The organism is Flavobacterium sp. (assembly GCF_004295795.1).
In the GTDB taxonomy this organism is placed as follows: Bacteria; Bacteroidota; Bacteroidia; order Flavobacteriales; family Flavobacteriaceae; genus Flavobacterium.
In genome coordinates, this window is sequence record NZ_SEBR01000001.1 from 62303 (window position 1) to 86705 (window position 24403).

The window sequence follows — 24403 nt, forward strand, 5'->3', positions numbered from 1 at the left end:
ATGAACAAATTGCTGATTTGCGCCTTGACGGCTTGCGGATTTTTGTCTGCATTCGCCCAGGACGACCTTATCATGAACACCGATGCGAGGCGAAATGTGTCGCTAAACGGAACCTGGCATTATATCATCGACACGTATGAAACCGGATTTTACGACTATCGTTTCAAGGAGCGAAAAGAGAACGACAACGGCGCATACTGGAATGAAAATGCACCAAAAAGCAAGTCAGATCTGATCGAGCACCAATATTCGGATAAAAGTTCGATCAAGGTTCCGGGCGACTGGAATCATCAGGATCGACAGTTTTTGCACTATGAAGGCACGGTTTGGTATCAACGCAAGTTCGATCGTCCGAAAGCGAATCAGGACGATGCCGTTTATCTGTACTTTGGAGCCGTGAATTACGAAGCCCACGTTTACCTGAACGGGAAAAAACTCGGTTGGCACAAAGGCGGATTCACGCCGTTCAACTTCAAGATTCCGGCGAATCTGCTCAAGGACAAGGACAACTTTCTAGTCGTAAAGGTCGACAACAAGCGCCACGCAGACGAAATCCCGACGTTGAACACCGATTGGTGGAATTACGGCGGAATCACGCGCGACGTGAAATTGGTGATCGTCCCGAAGCAATTCATCAGCCAATACAATCTCACGCTCAACCAAAAACAGGACATTCTTTCGGCTATCAAAAAGAACAGTTTTTCCGTTTCCGGATTCGTGAAAACGACCGATGCCAAAGGTTCAAAAGTGATTGTCGAGATTCCCGAACTCAAGTTCAAAAAGGAAATCATCGCCAATTCTGACAGCACGCACATTTCGTTCGACGTCAAGAACCTGAAACTGTGGCAACCCGAAAAAGCGAAGTTGTACGAGGTCAAATTCACGCTTGGAAAGGAAACGGTTTCGGAGAAAATCGGCTTTCGGAAAGTAGAAGTGCAAGGCAAGAAAATTCTCGTCAACGGACGCCAGGTTTTTCTGCGCGGCATTTCCATACACGAAGAAATCCCGCAGGAAATCCGCCGTGCGCACGACATGGCCGACGCCAAACAATTGCTCAATTGGGCGAAAGATCTGGGTTGCAATATGGTTCGTCTGGCGCATTATCCGCACAACGAAAACATGACGCGACTGGCCGACGAAATGGGAATTCTGGTCTGGTCTGAAATCCCGGTTTACTGGACGATCGATTTTGCGAACAAAGAAGTCCTCAAAAAAGCCGAAAAACAGCTGGACGAAATGATCGCGCGTGACAGGAATCGCGCCTCGGTCGTGATCTGGTCGGTCGGGAACGAAACGCCTGTGAGTGAAAACCGCACGCGATTCATGAGCACTTTGGTCAAGCGAGCCAAAGCCGCCGACGACACTCGATTGATCGCCGCAGCGCTCGAGGTCGGCTACAACAAAGGCGTGAATCACGTCGACGATCCGCTTGGTGAATTCACTGATATCGTCGCGTTGAACGAATATTTGGGTTGGTATTCCGGTTTGCCCGATGCTTGCCAAACGGCGCAATGGGAAGTCAAGTATGACAAGCCGTTTTTCATTTCAGAAACCGGAGCCGAAGCCGTCGCAGGTTTTCACGCCGACAAACTCACGCGTTTCAGCGAGGAATATCAGGAATGGTATTACCAGGAACAGATCAAGATGTTCGAGGAGCGTTTTCCCGACAGTTATTCCGGACTTTCACCTTGGCTTCTGGCCGATTTCCGAAGCCCGAAACGCAACAATCCCGACTATCAGGAATTGTGGAACCGCAAAGGCGTTTACGGCGAAAAAGGCGAAAAAAAGAAAGCATTTTACGTGTTGCAAGCTTATTACAAAAAGATAAAAGCCAAGGAAGATGCCGCGAATGCCAAGAATTGAATTGCTATTTTTGCTCGTCGGATTTTCAGTTTTCTCGCAAAACACGAAGTTCGAACCCAGACAAGTCTGGAAAGATCGCGACGGCAAGCACATCAACGCTCACGGTGGCGGAATTTTGTACCAAAACGGCACGTATTATTGGTATGGCGAACACAAAGGCGAAACCAATAAAGCCGACGTTGGCGTGACGGTTTACTCGTCCAAGGATTTGTACAACTGGCAAAACGAAGGTGTCGCGCTCGCGGTTTCGTCGAATGAAACGTCTGAAATCGTCAAAGGTTGCATCATCGAACGTCCGAAAGTCATCTTCAACAAAAAGACGAAAAAGTACGTGATGTGGTTTCACCTGGAGCTCAAAGACCAAGGTTATAAGGCGTCGCGCACCGGAGTTGCCGTTTCTGACAATCCGAAAGGGCCGTTCCAATATCTCAAAAGTTATCGTCCGAACGCAGGAAATTGGCCCATCGGATTCAAGGACGAATGGAAAAAAGCCGTGGAAGGAGAAGACACCGTAAAATGGTGGACGCCAAAATGGAAAAAGTTGGTGCAGCAAGGAAGATTTGTCCGACGCGATTTCGAGAAAGGCCAAATGTCACGCGATATGACGGTTTTTGTGGACGATGACGGAAAAGCGTATCACATCCATTCATCCGAAGAAAATCTGACGCTTCACCTTTCAGAATTGACCGACGATTACCTCGATTTCACAGGGAAATTCGCGGTTCTCGAACCCGCCGGACACAACGAAGCGCCCGCGATTTTCAAGCGAGACGGCATTTATTACATGATCACTTCGGGTTGCACGGGTTGGGATCCGAATGCCGCGCGCTCTTTCAAAGCCAAAAACATTTTCGGGCCTTGTGAATCGCTTGGAAATCCTTGCGTCGGCAAAGATTCCGAGATCACTTTCGGCGGGCAAAGCACATACATTTTGCCAATCACCGGCACCAAAGACCAATTCGTTTTCATGGCCGATATCTGGCGTCCGAAAAACCCGGTAGACGGTCGTTATTTGTGGCTTCCGATACAACTCAAAAACGGAAAACCAGTTCTCGAATTCAAGGATTCGTGGACATTATCCGACATTAGATGAAGAAATTTCTGCTACATACACTTTTGGTTCTGACCGTTTTTCCGACGGCGATTTTCGCACAACGAACCTTTGCTGAAAAGGACTTTTCGGGTTATTTGTTCGCGTATTTCACCGGAAACAAAGTCGAGGAAGAAGCGCTGCGTTTCGCCGTCAGCCCGGACGGATTCAAGTTTTACGCACTGAATGCAAACAACGCCATTCTCGATTCCAGGAAAATTTCCGAAACCGGCGGCATTCGCGATCCGCACATTTTGCGTGGCGAAGACGGTTTGTTTTACATGGTCATGACCGACATGACTTCGAACAAAGGCTGGAATTCGAACCGCGGCATGATTCTGTCGAAATCGAGCGATCTCGTGAATTGGACTTCCTCCAAAATCAACATCCAAAAACGATTTCCGAACAACGAAAACCTGCAAAGAGTTTGGGCGCCACAAACGATTTTCGACGCCAAAGCCGGCAAATATCTCGTCTATTTTTCGATGAAACACGGAGACAATTTCGACAAAATCTATTACGCATACGCGAACAAGGATTTCACCGATTTGGAATCTGAACCCAAAATCCTGTTTCTTCCAAAGTCGAAAAAAGCCAGCATCGACGGCGATATCATCTTGAAAGACGGCATTTATCATCTGTTTTACAAAACCGAAGAAGGCAAAAAAGGCATCAAAACCGCGACGACAAGTGATTTGACTTCGGGAAACTGGATCGAACAAGACGATTACAAACAACAAACAAACGAAGCCGTCGAAGGTTCGGGCGTGTTCAAATTGAACCATTCGAACGAGTACGTTTTGATGTATGACGTTTACATGAAAGGGCAATATCAGTTCACGAAATCAAGCGATCTCGAACATTTTTCGGTGATCGATCACGAGATTTCGATGGATTTTCATCCGCGTCACGGCACGATAATTCCGGTGAAAAGATCGGAGTTGAAAGCGCTTTTTGCCAAGTGGGGAAAACCCGCGGACTATCCGGAAATCGCGAACAATCCGGTTTTGGAAGGTTTTTATGCCGATCCCGAAATCCTGTATTCGAACAAAACCAATAAGTTCTATCTGTATCCGACAAGTGACGGTTTCCAAAGTTGGTCGGGCGATTTTTTCGAGGTTTTTTCTTCGGATAATTTGGTCGATTGGAAAAATGAGGGCAAGATTCTCGACCTCAAAGCCGACGTTCCTTGGGGAAATCGCAACGCTTGGGCGCCAACGGCCATCGAGAAAAAAACCAACGGAAAATATCAGTATTTCTACTATTTCACGGCGGCGCAAAAGATTGGAGTTGCGGTTGCCGACAATCCTTTCGGGCCGTTCAAAGACAGCGGGAAAGCGCTTATCGACCAAAAACCGAATGGCGTTTCAGGCGGACAAAACATCGATCCGGACGTTTTCACCGATCCGAAAACCGGAAAAAGTTACCTCTATTGGGGAAATGGTTTTATGGCTGTTGCCGAATTGAATGCTGACATGGTTTCGATCAAACCGAATTCGGTCAAAGTCATCGAAGTCGACAAAACTTTCCGCGAAGGCACTGAAGTTTTTTACCGAAACGGAACGTATTATTTTATGTGGAGCGAAGACGATACGCGCAGCCCGAATTACAAAGTGCGCTACGGAACGTCGAAATCGCCACTTGGCCCAATCGAAATTTCTTCGGATAGTAGTGTAATCGAGAAAAGCGAATCGGACGGCATTCTCGCCACCGGACACAATTCGGTCATAAACGTTCCGGGAACTGATGATTGGTACATCGTCTACCATCGCTTCAATATTCCGAACGGAGCGAAAATGGGCGATGCGGCCGGTTTCCATCGCGAAGTCTGCATCGATAAAATGACGTTTTCCAAAGACGGGAAAATCGAAAAAATAACACCGACGCTGAACGGAATCGCGCCCGTTTCAATTCCCAAAAACAACAAGAAATGAAAACACTTTTAGGTATCCTTTCGCTGATTTCATTTTCGGCAATCGCCCAAAAAATACAAGTTTCCGTCAAGAACGACTTGCATTTCGACCGAACGGAAATCGTGTCGGTTCCGGTTGCCAAATTGACCAAAATTCTCAAATCGGGTTACGCAAACATACACGTTACAGAAAAGGGAAAATCGGGCGATTTGGTTGTACAATGGATCGATGCGAACCTCGACGGAAAACCTGACGAATTATTGTTTCGGGCAGAAGTTTCCGCGAAAGCGAAGTCTGATTACACCATTTTTTGGGATGGATCGTATCTGTCGGAAGCAAAATCAGAAAGCACCACCTTTTCGCGTTTCGTACCCGAAAGAACCGATGACTACACTTGGGAAAACGATAAGGTCGCGTTCAGAACTTACGGCCCGGACGCCCAACAACGCACCGAACAAAAGCGCGAAAACGGAACGCTTTCCTCGGGAATCGACATTTGGCTCAAACGCACGAGCGAACCGATCATCGACAAATGGTACGCGGGTTACAAAACCGACCCGATGTTTTACCACAAAGATCGGGGCGAAGGTTACGATCCGTATCACGTAGGCGCGAGTCGCGGAACGGGCGGAACCGGAATCTGGAAAAACGACAGTTTGTATGTCTCGAAGAATTTCGTCGGTTGGAAAACCATCGCGAAAGGACCGTTGCGGACGATTTTCGAACTCACTTACGCGCCTTACTTCGAATTCGGCGTCGTAGAAACCAAGCGCGTTTCGCTCGATTTGGGCAGTAATTTCACGAAATTCGAGATCGGATTGAAAACGAAGGCGCAACTTCGGGATTATGCTATCGGAATCACGTTGCACAAGAACGAAGGCGAACCCAAAATCGATAAGGGCAAAGGCATTTTCAGGCATTACGAAAAGATTGACGACGCGTTCGTGGGCGAAGGAATCATCGTCGATGCGAAAATCGTGACCGATGCCTTCGCTCACAAATCCAAAACGCCCGATCAAAGCAACCTGATAGTTACGACGAACGCCCAAAGCAAACTCACTTATTACGCGGGTTTCGCATGGACAAAAAGCGGACAAATCTCCAACGTTGAAGATTGGGACAAAATGCTCGAAAAACAAGCGCAAATGATTGTAAAACCGCTTCAAGTCACGATAAAATGATGGGAAATCTCAAAGGAAAAACAGCAGTAATCACTGGCGGTGCGGGCGTTTTGGGAACGGCGCTTTCGAAGGCGTTGGCTCAAAACGGCGCGAATGTCGCGATTCTTGGGCGCGATTTTGAAAAAGCGAATCGGTTGGCCGATGACATCAATGCTGACGGCGGTTCGGCGATTGGGATTTCTGCCGATGTCTGTTCCAAGGAAAGCTTGCAATCGGCACATAAAACCATAAACGAGAAGTTCGGGAAAATCGACATTCTCGTCAATGGCGCGGGTGGAAATCATCCTGGCGGCATTTCGCTTGACAGCCAATTTGACGCGAACAGCGAACGCAGTTTTTTCGATCTCGAAGAAAGCGGAATCAGACACGTTTTCGATCTGAATTTTATGGGAACATTGCTTCCGACGCAGGTTTTTGCCAAGGACATGATCTCGCGCGAAAATTGCAACATCGTCAACATTTCGTCGGTTAGCGCCATGAAACCGTTGACAAAAGTGGCGGCTTACAGCGCGGCAAAAGCGGCCATCTCAAATTTTACACAATGGCTCGCGGTGTATTTCTCCAAGGAAAATATCCGTGTAAACGCAATTGTTCCCGGCTTTTTTCTGACGGAACAAAACCGGAATCTGCTCACGAATCCTGACGGAACATTCACCGATCGCGGCAAAAAAGCCATCGCCCAAACGCCTATGCAAAAATTCGGGGAACCGGAAAATCTCGTGAGCACGCTTTTGTGGCTGCTCGATGAACAATCAAATTTCATAACAGGAATCACCGTTCCGGTCGACGGCGGATTCACAGCATTTCACGGCGTCTAATGGCACTCGAGCAAACATGGCGCTGGTATGGCCCGAAAGATCCCGTTCCGCTTTCGCATATCAAAATGGCGGGCGCGACTGGCATCGTGACGGCTTTACACCATATTCCAAACGGGGAAATCTGGCCGGTTAACGAGATCCTGAAACGAAAACTGGAAATCGAAAATGCCGGACTTTCTTGGTCTGTCGTGGAAAGCGTTCCGGTTCACGATGACATCAAAAAGGCGAAAGGAGACTTCAGGAACTACATCGGGAATTACAAACAGACGCTCGAAAACCTCGGCCAATGCGGTATCGACATCGTGTGTTATAACTTTATGCCGGTTCTCGACTGGACGCGCACCGACCTGAATTTCGAAATGCCCGACGGTTCCAAAGCGCTGCGTTTCGACAAAATGGAATTCGCGACATTCGAACTTTTCCTGCTCGAACGAAAGGGCGCTCAAAACGATTATTCCGAAGACGAAAAACAGCAAGCCAAATTGGTTTTCGATACAATGTCAGATGAAAAACGTCAGACGTTGGTTCGCAACATCATCGCGGGTTTGCCCGGAGCCGAAGAAGGTTATTCGCTCGAAAAGTTCCAGTCGGTTTTGGATGAATATGCCGAGATTGGCGATTTGGAGTTGCGTCAGAATTTGTACGGATTTTTGTCTGAAATCGTTCCGACAGCCGAAAAAGCGGGAATCTTGCTCGCGATCCATCCGGACGATCCGCCTTACCCGATTTTGGGTTTGCCGCGAGTCCTAAGCACGGAATCTGACGCGAAACAACTTTTGGAAACCGTAACTTCGCCAAACAACGGACTGTGTTTTTGCACGGGTTCGTATGGCGTGCGCGCTGACAACGACTTGGCGGGCATGATAAAACGACTCGGAAATCGCATCCATTTTATTCATTTGAGAGCGACGACGCGAGACGAAAACGGCAATTTTTTCGAAGCCGATCATTTGGCCGGAGACGTCGATATGTACGAAGTGATGAAAGCGTTGGTAGAAGAACAGCAACATCGCATTTTGGCTGGACGAAAAGACGTGAGAATGCCGTTTCGCCCAGATCACGGCCACCAAATGCTGGACGATTTGAACAAACAAACCAATCCGGGTTATTCGGCCATTGGAAGACTGCGTGGACTCGCGGAACTTCGCGGCCTGGAGCTTGGAATTACCCGAAATATTTTACAAAAAACGACATGACAATCTCAGAATTCCGTTACGCGCATCATCCCGAGGATGCCAAAAAATACGACACCAAGCAACTTCGCGAGCACTTTTTGATCCCGACTCTGTTTGAAAGCGACACGATCCGATTGGTTTATACGATGTATGACCGCTACATTGTCGGAGGTGCTTTTCCGACTACAAAACCGTTGAAACTCGAAACGATCGATTATCTCAAATCGGAGAATTTCCTTGACAGACGCGAACTCGGAATCATCAACGTCGGTCAGGCCGGAAAAGTTATGGTAGACGGCACGGTTTACGAAATCGGACACAAAGAAGCTTTGTACGTCGGCAAAGGCGCGAAGGAAGTCGTTTTCGAAAAATCCGGCGAGAATCAGCCGTATTTTTACCTCAATTCCGCCCCGGCGCATCATTCGTATCCGACCAAAAAAGTAACGAAAGAGAACGCCGAAATCGTAGAACTCGGCGACCAAAAAACCGCGAACAGACGCACGATCAATAAACTTCTGATAAGTGGCGTGATCGAGACCTGCCAACTCCAAATGGGACTCACCGAACTTCACGAAGGCAGCGTTTGGAACACGATGCCCGCGCATACGCACACGCGCCGCATGGAAGCTTACTTTTATTTCAATCTTCCGGAAGGCCAAACGATCTCGCATTTTATGGGTCAACCCGATGAAACGCGCCATATTTTCATGCAAAACCACCAAGCCGTGATTTCACCCGAATGGTCGATCCACTCGGGCGCGGGCACGTCGAATTATTCGTTTATTTGGGGAATGGCAGGCGAAAATCTCGATTATGGCGATATGGATGGCGTAACTCCAAACGAACTCAAATGATGGAATTGTTCAACCTCAAAGGAAAAAAAGCGCTGGTCACGGGCGCAACTCACGGACTCGGGAAAGCGATGGCCGAAGGTTTGGCAAAAGCCGGAGCCGAATTGCTGATCACGAGCACGACGCCGTCCAAACTCGAAGCGGCAATCGACGAGTATCGCAGTCAAGGCTTTGTCGCAAACGGGTATCTGTTCGATGTGACCGATGAATCCGAAGCCGAAAAGCAAGTTGCCCAAATGATTTCCGAACGCGGACAAATCGACATTTTGGTCAACAACGCCGGAATCATCAAGCGCGTAATGGCGATCGATATGCCGGTGGAAGATTTCCGAAAAGTGATCGACGTCGATTTGGTCGGGCCGTTCATCATGTCGCGATTGGTCGCAAAAGCGATGATCGAACGCAAATCGGGTAAAATCATCAACATTTGTTCGATGATGAGCGAACTCGGACGCGACAACGTAAGCGCATACGCTGCGGCAAAAGGCGGACTCAAGATGCTGACCAAAAACCTCGCTACGGAATGGGCGCGCCACAACATACAAGTGAACGGAATCGGACCCGGATATTTCGCGACTTCCCAAACCGAACCGATCCGCGTAGACGGAAATCCTTTCAACGAATTCATTTTGAACAGAACGCCGTCCGGACGTTGGGGAAATCCTGAAGATCTGGCCGGAACTGTCGTGTTTTTATCGTCCAAAGCGAGCGATTTCGTGAACGGACAAATCGTTTACGTCGACGGCGGAATCTTGGCCACGATCGGAAAACCATCAAACGAGAAATGAGCGAAAAAACTTTCATAACCGATACGTTTCTACTTGGCAACAAATTCGCCGAGCGACTCTATTTCGAATATGCCGAAAAGTTGCCTATCATCGATTACCACAACCATTTGCCGCCAAAAGAAATTGCCGAAAATCGCGTGTACGAAAACATTTCGCAGCTCTGGATTGCCGGCGATCACTACAAATGGCGCGCAATGCGAACTTTGGGAATCGACGAAAAATGCATCACTGGCGAAGCTTCGGATAAGCAAAAATTCGTCGCTTGGGCGAAAACCGTTCCTTACACGGTGCGGAACCCGCTTTATCATTGGACGCATCTAGAATTGAAACGCTATTTCGGTTTTGACGGATTGTTGTCGGAAAAAAACGCATCGGAAGTTTACGATCAGTTGCAAAAACAATTGCAATTGCCCGAGAATAGTTGCCGCGGTTTGCTCGAGAAAATGAACGTAAGACAGTTGTGCACGACCGAAGATCCAACTGACGATTTGGCGCATCACCAAACCATCGCGAAATCGGCTTTCAAGATTGGCGTCGGAACGGCTTTTCGTCCGGACAAAGCAATTCTGATCGAGAACGACGATTATAACGGATATCTGGATTCGCTTGCAAAATCGGCTGGAATTTCGATTTTGAATTACGACGATTTACTTTCGGCTTTGGAAAATCGACTCGATTATTTCGATGCAAATGGCTGCGTTTTGAGCGATTTGGGCTTGAACCAATTGCCGTTTTCGTTAGCGTCGGAAGTCAAAATCAAAGCAATTTTTGCCAAACGCCGAAATGGAGAAATGGTTTCAGCATCGGAAGCTGAAAAGTTCAAAACCGCGATTTTGCTGTTTTTGTGCGAACAATATTCCGACAGAAATTGGACGCAACAATTCCACCTGGGCGCGCTTCGCAACAACAATTCGCGCTTGTTCAAAACTCTTGGCGCCGACACAGGTTTCGATTCGATCGGCGATTTCCGTCAAGCGGAAAATTTGTCGAATTTCCTCAGTGCGCTCGATTCCAACAACAAGTTGACGCGAACAATTATCTATAACCTGAATCCGGCCGACAACGCGATTTTCGCCTCGATGATCGGGAATTTCAACGACGGAAGCGCCAAAGGCAAAATGCAATTTGGTTCAGGTTGGTGGTTTTTGGATCAGAAGCAAGGTATAATCGACCAACTCAATTCGCTTTCAAACATGGGATTGTTGAGTTGTTTCATCGGGATGTTGACCGATTCCCGAAGTTTTGTTTCGTTTCCGAGACACGAATATTTCCGTCGGATTTTGTGCAATCTGATCGGACAGGAAATCGCTTCGGGCGAACTTCCGGACGATATCGAATGGCTCGGAAAAATCGTCTCTGACATTTGCTATCACAACGCTAACGACTATTTTCAATTTCAACGCTAATGGGAAAAATCGTCACTTTTGGGGAAATCATCATGCGATTGTCGCCCGCGAACCACAGAAAAATGAAACAGTCGAACGCGCTCGAATTTTTCTTTGGCGGAACCGAATTGAACGTCGCGGCTTCGCTGTCGAACTTGGGTTTGAAAGTCGAACACATAAGCGCGGTTTCGGACGATTTTGTCGGACAGGCGGCGCTTTCTTGCGTAAAAAGTTATGGAATTCCGACAGATGAAATCCAAATCAACGACAGTCCGCTTGGCTTGTATTTTCTCGAAACCGGAGTCGGATTGCGCGCCGGACAAATCGCTTACAACAGGCTTCACGGCTCGTTCGCGAACCTAAATCCCGAGGAAATCGACTGGTCGCAAGTCTTGAAAAATGCCGATTGGTTGCATTGGACGGGCATTTCGCCGGCGATTTCAGAGAACGCATATCAGGCTTTGAAATCTGGTTTACGAAAGGCGTCCGAATTGGGAATTTCGATTTCTGCCGACCCGGCGTATCGCAAAAATCTGTGGAAATACGGTCGCGACGGGCGAGAAGTTTTGTCGGAATTGGTCGGATTTTCCACGATTTTCATCGGCGGCCCGAACGAGATAAACGAGATTTTGGGAACCGATTTTTCGTCGGACAAAGACGGTTTTGTCGCAGCTGCGGAAGCGCTGAAAAAAGCCAAACCGTCAATCGAGAAAGTGTTCGACAAAATCCGCATCGGGAAAACCGCATCGCACCAAAGCGTGCAAGGACGAGCGTTTATCGGTTCAAAATACCTGGAAACACAGCCGATAGAAATTACAGATGTCGTCGACAGAATAGGAACCGGCGACGCATTTGCCGCGGGCTTGATCTTCGGATTGCACAACTTCGACGACCAAAAAGCACTCGGGTTCGCAAATGCCGCCTGCGCAATAAAACACAGCATTTTAGGAGACGTAAATTTGGCTTCGGCCGATGAGATCCACGAAGTCGCAAGAGGCGATTACGGCGGAAGAATCAAACGATAAACACAAAACTATGGCACATTTCAAACGATTAGAAGTTTACAACCAATTGCAGCGAACGCCCGTAGTTCCTGTGTTTTATCACGGAGATTTCGAAGTTTCCAAGCAGGTTTTGCGCGCTTGTTATGAAGCTGGCGCACGTGTTTTCGAATTCACGAATAGGGGCGACGGCGCGCACCGTGTTTTCCGGAAGCTCGTCGAGTTTGCCAAGTCCGAATTGCCTTACCTGATTTTGGGCGTCGGATCTGTCGTAGATGAGGCAACGACCGCGGTTTTCATCCAAAACGGAGCGAACTTCGTGGTTTCCCCGATCATGAATCCCGAAATGGCCAAAATCTGCAACAGACGAAAAATCGCATGGCTGCCAGGTTGCGGATCTGTTTCCGAAATTTCTGTCGCCGAAGAATTCGGAGCCGAGGTCGTCAAGATGTTTCCGGCACCAGGCGTAGGCGGACCCGATTTCATCAAAGCCGTAAAAGGCCCGATGCCTTGGACGAACATCATGCCCTCGGGCGGCGTCGAACCTGAGGAAAACAACCTCAAGGAATGGTTTTCGGCCGGAGCTTTTTGTGTCGGAATGGGAACAAAAGCGTTTGTCCAAAAAGCCGACGGCACTTACGATTTCAACGCGATCACGCAAAATTTCAAATACGCTCTGGATTTCGCCAAGCAATTTCGTCAGGCGAACTAATTTCTACTTACATGACCAATCAAAAAAAATCGGTGGGCAACTATCGCTGGAGCATTGTTGCCTTACTTTTCGCGGCCACGACGATCAATTATCTTGACAGACAGGTTCTTAGCTTGTTGCAACCGTATCTCGAGGACATTTTCAAGTGGAGCAATTCAGATTACGCAAACATCACTGCCGTTTTCCAATTCGCCTACGCTTTGAGCATGCTTTTCGCGGGAAGAATCGTGGACAAGCTCGACACGAAATGGGGTTACGGTTGGTCGATCATCATTTGGTCTTTGGCCGCGATGGTGCACGCTTTTTCGATTCCGATTGGCGAGTTTTTCTCGGGTATTTTGGGTTGGGTCGGAATTTCCGTGCTTTCGGTTTCCGTCACCGGATTTATCGTGAGCCGGGCGCTTTTGGCTTTTGGGGAAGCGGGCAATTTTCCGGCGGCGATCAAGGCCGTCGCCGAATATTTTCCCAAAAAGGAACGTTCGCTTGCTACGGGAATTTTCAATTCGGGAGCAAATGTCGGAGCGATTCTGGCGCCGCTGACAATTCCGTGGATTTACAAGAATTGGGGTTGGGAATTGGCTTTCATTATCGTCGGAATTGCCGGATTCGTCTGGTTGGCGTTTTGGCTGATATTGTACGAAAAGCCCGAAAACCAACCGAAATTATCCGAAGCGGAATTCGCCTACATCAATTCTGACAAGGACGAAGACCGGATTTTACCTCAAACCGAACCGGTCGCGGCCGAAGAAAAAGTGTCGTGGTTCAAACTCCTGACCTATCGCCAAACCTGGGCGTTCACGGTAGGGAAATTCATGACGGACGGCGTTTTCTGGTTCTTCCTGTTTTGGCTTCCGGCATATCTCAAAGCGCAATATAACATTACTGGCGAAGCTGTCATGATCCCGCTGGCTACGGTTTACACATTCTCGATGATAGGATCGATTTCGGGCGGCTGGCTTCCGATGTTCTTTATCGGAAAAGGCCACAATCCATACAACGGCCGCATGAAAGCCATGTTGCTGATCGCGATTTTCCCGTTGGCGATTCTCGCGGCTCAACCTTTGGGCGGCATCTCGTATTGGTTTCCGATCGTGTTCATAGGAATCGGAGCCGCGGCGCATCAAGCTTGGAGCGCGAACGTCTTGACGACCGTAAGCGATATGTTTCCCAGAAAAGCAATCGGATCGGTCGTAGGAATCGGCGGAATGGCTGGCGGAATGGGCGGCGTGATCGTCTCCAAAACTGGAGGCGCGCTGTTCGATCACTACAAAAACATAGGATCTGTCGAAACCGGTTACACGATCATGTTCAGCATTTGTGCCGTGGCTTATTTGGTGGCTTGGAGCTTGATGAAAATGCTGGTTCCGAAGTATAGCCCGATTCGGGATTTGTAGTTTTGCAAATCTGAACTGAAAGCGATAATGGCAGAAAGTTCGGTATCGGAATTCATTCCAGATCGCATTACACAAAAGCTCGAAAATCGTAACTTCCGGACATAAATTTCCAAAGTATGCCAAACAATTTCGTTTGTTTCGGAGAAGTTTTGTGGGACGTTTTCCCACACAAAGCCATTATTGGCGGCGCGCCTTTGAATGTCGCCTTGCGTTTGCACGCTTTGGGAAAAAACGTCGAAATGATCAGTCGCGTCGGTCGGGACAAATTGGGTTCGGATTTGGTTTCGTATATGGAAAATCAGTCGCTTTCTATCGAATTCGTGCAACGCGATCCCGAATTTGCGACAGGCGAAGTTACCGTTCATCTCGACGAAAACGGCTCGGCCACTTATGACATCGAATTTCCGCGCGCCTGGGATTTCATTTCCGTTACCGAAAAACATCTGGACTTGCTTTTTTCGGCTGATGTTCTCGTCTTCGGAAGCTTGGCCGCGAGACATCAAACTACGAGAAACGCACTTCACATTTGCTTACAATCCGCCAATTTTTCAGTGTTCGACGTTAATCTGCGAAAGCCGCATTACGATCTCGACTGGGTTGGCGGGATAATCGAAAAAGTTCATTTCACGAAATGTAACGACGAAGAGTTGACCGAAATCTGCTCGTATTTTGGCTCGCCCGATCATGATGTCAAAGCGAATTTGAGATTTCTTTCACAAAGATCCGGTTGTCAGAAAATCTGCGTGACTCGCGGGAAAAACGGCGCCATGTTGCTCTTCGACGGACAGCTTTACGAAAATCCCGGCTATTCGGTAAAAGTCGTCGACACGGTTGGTTCAGGCGATTCTTTTCTGGCCACTTTGTTGGCATTTCTGGACTCCGAAAATCCGCAGACCGCTCTTGATTATGCTTGTGCGATGGGCGCTTTGGTCGCGGCGACATCGGGCGCGATCGCTGCGGTTTCGCTGGATGAGGTAAAGAAATTGGTGGCTCAAGGAAACTGAATTGTCTTATTGAATCATTGTTCCAACAACGCTTTCAACCTCGGGATCAAATCTTCAGAAGACGGACGATCGGCCTCGACATCGACGATTTTTCCATCGGGAGAAATTAGGATGAAGCGCGGAATGGCGTCGATTTTGAGGGTTTTTATCCAAGCCGAATTGAAACTTTGGTGGGCGAAAAGTTGCGTGCCGCCAAGTTGTTTTTCAGAGGTGAATTTTCTCCATTTCGCGCGGTCTTTTTCGGCGTCGACCGAAATACTTACAAACGCGATTTTGTGGTTTTTGAACTTTTCCTCTAGTTTTTTGAGGTGTGGAATTTCGGTTCGGCAGGGCGCGCACCAAGTCGCCCAAACGTCGATGTAGACATATTTTCCGCGAAAGGACGACAGTTTGATTTTTACTCCTTTTTGATTTTCGAACTCAAAGTCGGGTGCGGTTTTGCCATTCATTTTTTCCTTTTCGGACATTTTTTCCAAAGCCGAATTGAATTGCGAGATAATCCGGACGTTCTCTATTTCGTATTCCGACAACATCAAACTAACGAAGTCCTTGTCGTAATTCCCATCTGATAATGCGATTTTTACGTCTGACAGTCTTTTTTCGAGCGCTCTTGAAAGTTCGTCTTTCGTTGGAATTTTTTCCCGAAAGCCCGCTTTGGTCGCTTCGTCCGAACGCCATTTTTTAGCGAGGAACTTGTTTTCGTGCGATCCGATTCCCGTAAAATCGAGCGACTCGTGAAATTGCTTTGCATCGGCTATCAGCTTGAAATCGAAATTGGGCTCGAGATAGACAAAGGCAAATTCGGCTCCGTCAAAATATTGGTAAATGCCTTTCGCCACTTCGAATTCGGCCGAGAAATTCCCGTTTTTCGAACGCATCGTCTTGTGAAAAGTTTTGTTGCTGATCACGATCGAATCGGAATTTCGATTTTGGATTTCGGCGGAAAATTTTACGTTTTGGGCGAACAATCCCGAGGAAATCAGCAATGCGGACAGTATTTTTTTCATTTGTTGCAGTTTGTCCGCGAAAGTAAGGCGCGAGAATTGCGGCTAAAATCCAACTTTAGTGAACGGTTGGAATTGGCGAGTGAATTCTATCAAATTGAATTTATCGGAAACAAACAAACAAATTGTGGGCTACTTGGCTCTTTCCGCGTTCTCGGCAATCAAATCGATAATGTTGTCGAACAACTTTTGAGGTAAATCGTGACCCATTCCGTCAAGCAAAACGAAACTGGCATTCGGGATCAGATTGGCGACGTCTTTTCCGGCATCGACCGTCACCAGCGGATCTTCGCTTCCGTGAATAACCAAAGTCGGCACTTTTATCGCTTTGAGTTCGGCTTGTCGTCCGGCGTAAAAACCAACTGTCGAAGCCGCGCCCTGACGGTAAAATCCTGGCGGATAAAACGATCGGTCAAAGTCTTTTTGAACCTGCGTTCTGAGCAGATTTTGGTCAGGTTTGAAAGTGTTCCCGGCCAAAACACTCCGACTTTTGATTTCGCGTTGCATAAAAGTTTCCTTGTCGGAATTCGGGGCGATTTCGGGAATTTCTTTGATGGCATCGGGTTTTGCCACGAGCGGAAACGTAGCATTGCCGCCGCCCGCCATGATGCTAACCAAAGAAAGCACGTGATCTGGATGATTGTAGGCGAGGCGTTGCGCAATCATTCCGCCCATTGATGCACCCACGATGTGCGCTTTTTTTATCTTGAGCGCATCGAGCAATCCGACGGCGTCTTTGGCCATGTCATCAAGCGTGTAAGCCAGCGGAGGTTGTTGTTTTTGAGATAACGCTTTTCCTATCGCTTCCCAATTCGGCAATCCGGCGCTGTCGAATTTTGTGGAAAGTCCGACGTCTCTGTTGTCGAACCTTATCACGCGATAGCCTTTCGAGGAAAGTTTTTTGCAGAATTCGTCCGGCCACATCGTCAACTGCGCGCCTGTTCCGGAAATCAGCAATATGGTCTGCATTTTTTCGGATCCAAGACTTTCGTAGGAGATTTCAATCCCATTGGATTTTACTTTTCCTGTCTGGGCGAGGCAATTTGCGTGAAACAGGAAACCGGATAAAAGTGCAAGTAGTTTGATTTTTGCATATCGTTTCATATCAGGAAGTTATGAAAAATACGCCAAAATCCACACCATTTTAGTCACGAAAAAGGCTCTAATCCGATTATCCGACCTCTTTATTCAAAGCCACAATCGCCGCCTTGAACTGGTTTCTTGCTACTACAAATTGGATGTTCACGCGTCCGCTGGCGATTCCCGCGGCGATGATGTTGATGTCGGTTTCGGCCAAAGCAGTCGTGGCACGAGCCAACAATCCCGGTTGATCCATGTTCGTTCCAAGCAAACAAACCATAGCGACAGGTTCGTGGGTCACTCTTTCGAAATGCATCTTGAGGTCGTCGACGAGAGCCGACTTGTAATCGTCTTCCCAAATGATGATCGAAATGCTGTTGGCGCTCGTGGTTTTGAACGTGTAACTGACTTGGTGGTTGAAGAACAACTGCATGATTTTCAGGTCACTTCCTACGTTTCCGATCATCAATGGATCGTAAATGTCGATCAGCAATTGCTTATCTGTTCCGGTGATGACCTCGACGCGTTTTTGTTCCGATATGTATTCGCGTGTGATCAAAGTGCCCGGATGCGCCGGTTCGAACGTGTTTTTTATGCGAAGGTGAACGCCGGCCATTTCAAGTGGTTTGGCGGCTTTCGGATGGATCGCTTCCATTCCTACGTCGGCCAATTGGTCGGCGATATCGTAATTGGTCGCGCCAACCGGACTCACATTCTCGATCCCGACAAGTCCCGGATCGGCCGTAGACAAATGGTATTCCTTGTGGATGATCGCTTCCTGAGGTTTTAGGATTTCGGCGATTTTACTGAAAGTCACTTCAGAATAGCCACGGTCGAATTCGCGCATGATGCCTTCGGTTCCTTTGGCATATCCGGTGACGATGCAAACGCAACCCGCGAGATCTATCGCGTTGAACGAATCTTCGATGCGCTCGTTTATGGTCATGGCGCGTGAATCGTCGAAGCCTGCGAGGTCGAGCAATTCGGCATTTACGTTCTTAGATTTCAGAATACTCGTCAAAACGTAAGCAGAATGTGTTTCGCCGATCGAAGCCAAAATCTCGCGAGCCGCCAAAAGCACGCCTTCGTTTAAATAGCCCGATGCAAGCATGGTCGCGGCACTTTCGAGATATGTAAGTGCTTTGGCCATGTGCGATTCTATCATGGAATCGGCATCGGAAACATCTAAACCAAGCGGCTCATACTTCTTATTGAGTTCCTTGAGTTGCGAAGTCACGTCGTTCAAAGCCGACTGATAAGGCTCGCCGGCGGCAAAAAGATGGTAAACGCCAGGTGCTTTCGTCTTCTTGTTTTCAAGCAAAATATTGGTAACGCCCGAAAAAGCCGACACGACAAAAACCCGATTGTAAAGCGCATCGCCTTCGCGTTCAAAAAAAATGATATTATCGACGACTTCCTGCAGCGCGCTCATCGACGTGCCGCCTATTTTTTCTACTGTTAACATGTTGTGTTGCCGTTAGGTTTCAATATTTGCTAGCGTGAGGTTGTTGAAATTCCGTGTGCCAAAACTCGATTTTGACGCGCACCGAATCCGCAAAAACAAAAAACCCTCTAAATCGTTCGACTTAAAGGGTTTACTTTACTTTGGTGGAGAAGATGGGGCTCGAACCCACGACCTTTTGGCTGCCAGCCAAACGCTCTAGCCAACTGAGCTACATCCCCAAAGCGACGGCAAAGATAGTCTTTTCGCCAAAATCACAAAACAGTTTTTCCAAAAACCGTAATTTTAAACCAAAATACGATTATGACTTCTCCAGGCACGCTCACTATTGACAAAAATAATCGCGTCACCACCGTGACTTTCGGCCATCCGTCGGGAAATTCTTTTCCTGCCGATTTGTTGCAAAAGCTTACGGACGCGTTCGATGAACTCAGCAACGACGTCGATACTTCGGTAATTGTCCTCAAAAGCGAAGGCGACGGACCGTTTTGCGCCGGCGCTTCGTTCGACGAACTTTTGGCCGTTTCGAATCTCGAGGAAGGCACGCGCTTTTTCTCGGGTTTCGCCAACGTGATCAACGCCATGAGACGCTGTTCGAAGATCATTTTGGGTCGCGTCCAAGGCAAGACAGTTGGAGGCGGCGTAGGATTGGCGGCGGCTTGCGACCATGTTTTGGCCACCGAGCACGCGCAAGTCAAGTTGTCGGAAATCGCGATCGGGATCGGGCCTTTCGTGATTGCGCCAGCCGTCGAACGAAAGATTGGCCTGTCGGGACTTTCTGAGTTGACGCTTTGCCCAACCGACTGGAAAAGTGCATATTGGGCGAAAGACAAAGGTTTGTATGAAAACGTGTACAAAAACACCGATGTGCTTGACGATGCGCTCGAAAGTTTCGCGAAAAATCTGGCGACTTACAATCCTGAGGCGCTTGCCCAAATGAAGAAAGCGTTTTGGCACGACACGGATCATTGGGCGACTTTGTTGTACGAGCGTGCGGCGATTTCGGGCCAGTTGGTGCTTTCTGATTTTACCAAAAATGCGCTGAGCCAGTTCAAGAAGAAGTAGATTTTCAGGAGCTCGATCCCGCTGCCCGTTTTTAGCTTTCGTCCAAAACTTGTTTTTTGCAGGCGGTTCAAGGAGCTTCCTTTGGGCGCTCTTGAACCGCGGCAAAAAATCGCGTTTTGGGCGAAAGGCTAACCACTTGCATCGGGGCTAGGTTTTGGTGGGTTTGGGTGGTGCGGAGTTTTTAACTCCGCACGGTGTGTGAGGAAGTCTGTGACTTCCAATCCGGGAACTTGCTGTGGAAAACGCTGCATAAATAAATCCTAAACTTCCCTTACCTTTGCACCAAATAAAACGAAATGGCCAACATCCGAATCACCAAGCAATTCAGTTTCGAAACCGGGCACGCACTTTACGGATACGACGGCAAGTGCAAAAACGTGCACGGCCACAGTTACAAGCTCTCGGTTACGGTCATCGGCCAGCCCATTCAGGACAGGAATAATGTCAAATTCGGGATGGTGATCGATTTCAGCGACCTGAAACGCATCGTTCGCGAAGAAATCGTCGACATTTTTGACCATGCCACGGTTTTCAACGGCACGACACCACACGTCGAACTCGCCCACGAACTCAAACAGCGCGGCCATCACGTGATTCTCGTCGATTATCAGCCTACAAGCGAAAATATGGTCATCGACTTCGCATCAAAAATCAAATCGCGTTTGCCCGAAAACATCAAACTCTATTCGCTGCGACTTCAGGAAACCGAAACTTCCTACGCAGAATGGTACGCCAGCGACAATTAATAGCATGCAATTACCTCACGACAAAAAAGTCTATTTCGCCAGCGATCAGCATTTGGGCGCGCCAACCATGGAAGCGAGTTTGCCGCGCGAGAAAAAATTCGTGGCCTGGCTCGATGAAGTCAAGCAAGACGCGGCCGCAATCTTCATTTTGGGCGATCTTTTCGACTTTTGGTTCGAATACAAACGCGTTGTCCCAAAAGGTTTCGTTCGCGTTCTGGGAAAACTCGCCGAAATCCGCGATTCGGGAATCCCGATCTACTTTTTCGTAGGAAACCACGATTTGTGGATGAACGACTATTTCGAGAAAGAACTCAACATTCCGGTTTTTCACGACAACAAGGAATTTACCTTCAACGAAAAGCACTTCCTGATTGGTCACGGCGACGGAAAAGGTCCGGGCGACAAAGGTTACAAACGCATGAAAAAGGTATTCACGAATCCGTTTTCAAAATGGCTTTTCCGTTGGTTGCATCCTGATTTGGGCGTCGGTTTGGCGCAATATCTATCGGTCAAGAACAAGCTTATCTCCGGTGATTCCGATGTGAAGTTTTTGGGCGAGGACAAAGAATGGCTCATCCAATATTCCAAACGCAAACTCGAGTCGAAACACTACGATTTTCTCATTTTTGGACATCGGCACTTGCCTATGAACATCAAGGTTGGAGAACATTCTTCTTACGTAAACCTCGGCGATTGGATCACTTATTTCACTTATGGTGTTTTCGACGGCACTTCATTCGAACTGCTCAAATACGAAAAGTGAAACCCGTCAATTTTTCGATTTCAATGACTTGATGTCGGCTTTCATTTCCTGCATCATTTTATACAGATCGCCCAATTCACCAGTATTTTCAGGTAAATTCGAGCTGTGAAAACTGTGGAATTTCCAAATTTCGAGTACTTCATCAACCGTGACTTCATAAGGTTCGTAAATCGGATTCAAGGATTCCAACAGGAAATTCCTGTCCAGAAAACGCACTTGCTTGAACACGAATTCCTGTTCGTTTTTAAGGATCACGATACACAAGGTTTTGCTCTTGAGATCGCTCCAATTCTCGACATATCGGCAAATGATATCGCTGTTTTCGGGAATCGGGAGCATGCTGTCGCCAACGGTCGGGAACATCCGGAAAGTACCACTTTTGGGCAGATTCGGCAGATGGAATTTGGGCAAAGTCGCCAAAAATTCGGGATCGTGAAATCCGGCGCGATAACCTGCTTTGGCCTTTATCGGCACATATTCCATGTTTTCCTTGTTGTTCTTGTCGACCGTAATGGCCAGGACGCGAATGTTTCCACCCGAAATATAAATGTCGTTTCCGGCTTCGAGATCGCGCAATTTGAGTTCCCCGATTTTCGAAAGATCGACTTTTAATAAGGTATCAATGCTCATTTTGAAGAATTCCGAGAAGCGATATAAGTCTTCAACGGGTGGATTTGTCGTCTTTCCGCTTTCGTGTCCTGCGAGTTTCGATCTCGAAATGTTCAATTTCAGCGAAAGATCTTCTTGACTGAATTTCATTCTGTTGCGTAAAAATCTAATGTTAATTCCCCAAAAAAGTTTTTGATTTTCCATTCGAATTGTTATTATTGAGAACAGTTTTTTGTTTGAATTAGGAACAAATATATAAAAATGTAGACGGATGATGGCGAGCAAAGTCGAAAAATTGGAGATAGTGAGGAAGATGCAGAAAGAAATCGACGCACTTCAAGGCTTGGGCAGACCTTTGGGCAGCATTCACCGAACGGGTTTCGCTCCATTCGAAAGCGCTTTTCCCGATCGTGTTTTCCCGGTAGGAACGGTGCACGAATTCTTGAGTCATGAGGCTTCACATGCCGCTTGCACGAACGGTTTTGTCGCTGCTCTTGCGTCTACATTCCTCAATAAAGACGGGATTTGCCTGTGGATCGGTCGCAACCGCAGGATTTTTCCGCTGGCCTTGAAACTTTTCGGAATGCAGCCCGAGAACGTGATTTTCGTCGATCTGCACAAGCAAAACGAGCTGCTTTGGGCAATCGAGGAAGCTTTGAGATGCGATGCCTTGACGGCCGTTGTAGGAGAACTCAAGGAATTGGGTTTCACAGAATCGAGGCGTTTGCAATTGGCTGTCGAAAAAAGCGGCGTTACAGGTTTTATCCACAGGCAAAATCCAAAAACAGAGAACAGTGTGGCTTGCACGACGCGCTGGAAAGTCCGTCCGGTTGAAAGTTATTCCGAACACGATTTGCCTGGAGTCGGTCACGCCGTATGGAACGTAGAATTGGTGAAAGTGAGAAACGGACTTCCAGGTTCTTGGCAAATCGGTTGGTTCGGGAATCGTTTCATGTCCATGGCAAACCGTCGGTTGGAAAAAAATGTCGAAGCCTTACAGGTTGGATAATGGCAAGGTTCGCATCCATATGGTTTCCGTATTTGCTTACGGATTATGTGTCCCGAAAAAAATCGGAATACAGAGGCGTGGCCTTTGTGCTGGCAACCCCAGAACACGGACGAATGGTGGTGAAATCAGTGAATCCGTTGGCTGAAAAGAAAGGAATTTTTCCAGGAATGGTCGTAGCCGATTGCAAAGCGATTTTTCCGGATCTGATCGTACTGGAAACCGAACCCGAAAGATCCGAAAAACTGTTGAAAGCATTGGCCGAATGGTGCATCGGATACACGCCATTCGCGGCATTTGACTTTCCGGATGCGCTAATTTTGGATACGTCGGGTTGTTCCCATCTTTGGGGCGGAGAGGAAAAATACCTGGAAAGCATCCGAGCCAGACTCGGTGCTTACGGATACGAAGTGCGAGCGGCAATTGCCGACACGATTGGCGCAGCTTGGGCAACGGCGCGTTTCGGGAGTGAAACCGTAGTAAAATCCGGAAACGAATATCAGGCTTTGGTCAATTTGCCGCCATCGGCTTTGCGACTCGAAGCTGCGGTTTTGGCCAAACTCAATAAGCTGGGTTTGAAAACCGTCGGAAGTTTCATAGGAATGCCAAGGTCGGCTTTGCGAAGGCGTTTTGGGGAAATTCTGCCGCATCGCATCGCCCAGGCTTTAGGACACGAAATCGAAATGGTGCAACCTATAAAACCTATCGAACCTTATCAGGAACGCCTGCCCAGTCTCGAACCCGTCTGTACCGCAACGGGAATCGAAATCGCGCTGAACGAGTTGCTCCAATTGTTGTGTAAGCGTTTCGAGAAAGAAGGAATTGGGCTGAGAACCGGGATTTTCACGTGTTACAGAATAGACGGCGATGTACAGAAAATCGAGATCGGAACCGGACATGCTTCGAGAAATGTGTCGCATCTGTTCAAATTGTTCGAGCACAAAATTGGGACATTTGAACCGGAATTGGGATTCGAGCTTTTTGTGTTGGAAGCGCCAAAAGTCGAAGATTTGATCCACGAACAAAGTGCAATGTGGGATAAATCGGGAGAAAATGGCGTAAAAGTGGCCGAACTGCTCGATCGTCTGGCTGCCAAAATGCGTCCGGATTGCATTAAGCGCTATTTGCCATCTGAACATTATTGGCCCGAACGATCGATTCAGGAAGCGGTTTCATTATACGAAAAGCCGACGACTTCGTGGCGTGTAGATTTGCCGCGTCCGGTGCATTTGTTGATGAAACCCGAAGTTATCGAGGTCACTTTTTTGTTACCAGATTATCCGCCGATCCGCTTTTTGTACAAAGGCGCAAGGCACGAGATTTCTAAGGCTGACGGACCTGAAAGGATAGAACAGGAATGGTGGATCGAAGACGGACGATTCCGCGATTATTATTGTGTGGAAGATGAAAACGGGGAGCGGTTTTGGTTGTTCAGGCTTGGTCCTTACAACGACAATCCAAAGTGGTTTTTACACGGATTTTACGCCTGAGAT

The 24403-nt window shown here is 47.9% G+C and carries 22 protein-coding genes and 1 tRNA gene; 18 read left to right on the forward strand and 5 right to left on the reverse strand.

Annotated features, from left to right (window positions below; translation table 11 throughout):
• From EOO49_RS00250 to EOO49_RS00310, 13 genes are all read left to right on the forward strand, one after another.
• A complete protein-coding gene (locus EOO49_RS00250) occupies nt 1-1863 on the forward strand; it encodes a glycoside hydrolase family 2 TIM barrel-domain containing protein (protein WP_290841869.1) in 1863 nt (620 codons plus the stop codon).
• Nucleotides 1850-2956, forward strand: a complete 1107-nt coding sequence (locus EOO49_RS00255; RefSeq protein ID WP_290841870.1) for a glycoside hydrolase family 43 protein — start codon at nt 1850-1852, stop codon at nt 2954-2956. Before EOO49_RS00250 ends, EOO49_RS00255 begins: the two co-directional genes overlap by 14 nt.
• The gene (locus tag EOO49_RS00260) at nt 2953-4887 is read left to right on the forward strand and encodes a family 43 glycosylhydrolase (protein ID WP_290841871.1); all 1935 of its coding nucleotides are present in this window, start codon (nt 2953-2955) and stop codon (nt 4885-4887) included. The genes EOO49_RS00255 and EOO49_RS00260 overlap by 4 nt, the downstream gene beginning before the upstream one ends.
• Nucleotides 4884-6047 (forward strand): DUF4861 family protein, encoded by a 1164-nt coding sequence (locus EOO49_RS00265; RefSeq protein WP_290841872.1) that lies wholly within the window; start codon nt 4884-4886, stop codon nt 6045-6047. Before EOO49_RS00260 ends, EOO49_RS00265 begins: the two co-directional genes overlap by 4 nt.
• A complete protein-coding gene (locus EOO49_RS00270; protein ID WP_366927228.1) occupies nt 6044-6865 on the forward strand; it encodes an SDR family oxidoreductase in 822 nt (273 codons plus the stop codon). Before EOO49_RS00265 ends, EOO49_RS00270 begins: the two co-directional genes overlap by 4 nt.
• A complete protein-coding gene (gene uxuA / locus EOO49_RS00275; RefSeq protein ID WP_290841873.1) occupies nt 6865-8061 on the forward strand; it encodes a mannonate dehydratase in 1197 nt (398 codons plus the stop codon). The genes EOO49_RS00270 and uxuA overlap by 1 nt, the downstream gene beginning before the upstream one ends.
• Nucleotides 8058-8894 (forward strand): 5-dehydro-4-deoxy-D-glucuronate isomerase, encoded by an 837-nt coding sequence (gene kduI, locus EOO49_RS00280; protein ID WP_290841874.1) that lies wholly within the window; start codon nt 8058-8060, stop codon nt 8892-8894. The genes uxuA and kduI overlap by 4 nt, the downstream gene beginning before the upstream one ends.
• On the forward strand, nt 8894-9679 hold the full coding sequence (locus EOO49_RS00285; RefSeq protein ID WP_290842044.1) for a gluconate 5-dehydrogenase: 786 nt from the start codon (nt 8894-8896) through the stop codon (nt 9677-9679). The genes kduI and EOO49_RS00285 overlap by 1 nt, the downstream gene beginning before the upstream one ends.
• A complete protein-coding gene (uxaC, locus tag EOO49_RS00290) occupies nt 9676-11085 on the forward strand; it encodes a glucuronate isomerase (protein ID WP_290841875.1) in 1410 nt (469 codons plus the stop codon). Before EOO49_RS00285 ends, uxaC begins: the two co-directional genes overlap by 4 nt.
• Nucleotides 11085-12089 carry a sugar kinase gene (locus EOO49_RS00295; RefSeq protein ID WP_290841876.1) on the forward strand — a complete coding sequence of 335 codons (1005 nt, stop codon included), beginning with the start codon at nt 11085-11087 and terminating at the stop codon, nt 12087-12089. The genes uxaC and EOO49_RS00295 overlap by 1 nt, the downstream gene beginning before the upstream one ends.
• Before the next feature lie 10 nt (nt 12090-12099).
• Nucleotides 12100-12777, forward strand: coding sequence for a bifunctional 4-hydroxy-2-oxoglutarate aldolase/2-dehydro-3-deoxy-phosphogluconate aldolase (locus EOO49_RS00300; protein ID WP_290841877.1), 678 nt, complete (start codon nt 12100-12102; stop codon nt 12775-12777).
• A gap of 11 nt (nt 12778-12788) precedes the next feature.
• Nucleotides 12789-14171, forward strand: coding sequence for an MFS transporter (locus tag EOO49_RS00305; RefSeq protein WP_290841878.1), 1383 nt, complete (start codon nt 12789-12791; stop codon nt 14169-14171).
• Nucleotides 14172-14287: 116 nt separating this feature from the next.
• Complete coding sequence (locus EOO49_RS00310) at nt 14288-15175, forward strand: carbohydrate kinase (RefSeq protein ID WP_290841879.1); 888 nt, start codon at nt 14288-14290, stop codon at nt 15173-15175.
• A gap of 14 nt (nt 15176-15189) precedes the next feature.
• Here EOO49_RS00310 and EOO49_RS00315 read toward each other — a convergent pair whose 3' ends face one another.
• The 4 genes from EOO49_RS00315 to EOO49_RS00330 all read right to left on the reverse strand — a co-directional run bounded on the left by EOO49_RS00315 (nt 15190) and on the right by EOO49_RS00330 (nt 18942).
• Nucleotides 15190-16182, reverse strand: coding sequence for a TlpA disulfide reductase family protein (locus tag EOO49_RS00315; RefSeq protein ID WP_290841880.1), 993 nt, complete (start codon nt 16180-16182; stop codon nt 15190-15192).
• Between the two features lie 129 nt (nt 16183-16311).
• Nucleotides 16312-17283, reverse strand: coding sequence for an alpha/beta hydrolase (locus EOO49_RS00320; RefSeq protein WP_290841881.1), 972 nt, complete (start codon nt 17281-17283; stop codon nt 16312-16314).
• A 67-nt stretch (nt 17284-17350) separates the two neighbouring features.
• Nucleotides 17351-18724: an aspartate kinase gene (locus EOO49_RS00325; protein WP_290841882.1), complete on the reverse strand. Its 1374-nt coding sequence runs from the start codon at nt 18722-18724 to the stop codon at nt 17351-17353.
• Nucleotides 18725-18865: 141 nt separating this feature from the next.
• Nucleotides 18866-18942: transfer RNA gene (locus tag EOO49_RS00330), tRNA-Ala, on the reverse strand.
• 82 nt (nt 18943-19024) lie between these two features.
• On the opposite strand from EOO49_RS00330, the gene EOO49_RS00335 reads away from it, so the two are divergent.
• The 3 genes from EOO49_RS00335 to EOO49_RS00345 all read left to right on the forward strand — a co-directional run bounded on the left by EOO49_RS00335 (nt 19025) and on the right by EOO49_RS00345 (nt 21295).
• Nucleotides 19025-19786: an enoyl-CoA hydratase/isomerase family protein gene (locus EOO49_RS00335; protein WP_290841883.1), complete on the forward strand. Its 762-nt coding sequence runs from the start codon at nt 19025-19027 to the stop codon at nt 19784-19786.
• Between the two features lie 296 nt (nt 19787-20082).
• The gene (locus tag EOO49_RS00340; RefSeq protein ID WP_290841884.1) at nt 20083-20532 is read left to right on the forward strand and encodes a 6-carboxytetrahydropterin synthase; all 450 of its coding nucleotides are present in this window, start codon (nt 20083-20085) and stop codon (nt 20530-20532) included.
• A 4-nt stretch (nt 20533-20536) separates the two neighbouring features.
• Complete coding sequence (locus tag EOO49_RS00345; protein ID WP_290841885.1) at nt 20537-21295, forward strand: UDP-2,3-diacylglucosamine diphosphatase; 759 nt, start codon at nt 20537-20539, stop codon at nt 21293-21295.
• Between the two features lie 6 nt (nt 21296-21301).
• Here EOO49_RS00345 and EOO49_RS00350 read toward each other — a convergent pair whose 3' ends face one another.
• Nucleotides 21302-22108: a LexA family transcriptional regulator gene (locus EOO49_RS00350; RefSeq protein ID WP_290841886.1), complete on the reverse strand. Its 807-nt coding sequence runs from the start codon at nt 22106-22108 to the stop codon at nt 21302-21304.
• A gap of 67 nt (nt 22109-22175) precedes the next feature.
• Between EOO49_RS00350 and EOO49_RS00355 the strand changes: the two genes are divergently transcribed.
• On the forward strand, nt 22176-22913 hold the full coding sequence (locus EOO49_RS00355) for a hypothetical protein (RefSeq protein WP_290841887.1): 738 nt from the start codon (nt 22176-22178) through the stop codon (nt 22911-22913).
• Nucleotides 22913-24400: a DNA polymerase Y family protein gene (locus tag EOO49_RS00360; RefSeq protein WP_290841888.1), complete on the forward strand. Its 1488-nt coding sequence runs from the start codon at nt 22913-22915 to the stop codon at nt 24398-24400. The genes EOO49_RS00355 and EOO49_RS00360 overlap by 1 nt, the downstream gene beginning before the upstream one ends.
• Nucleotides 24401-24403: the final 3 nt, after the last annotated feature.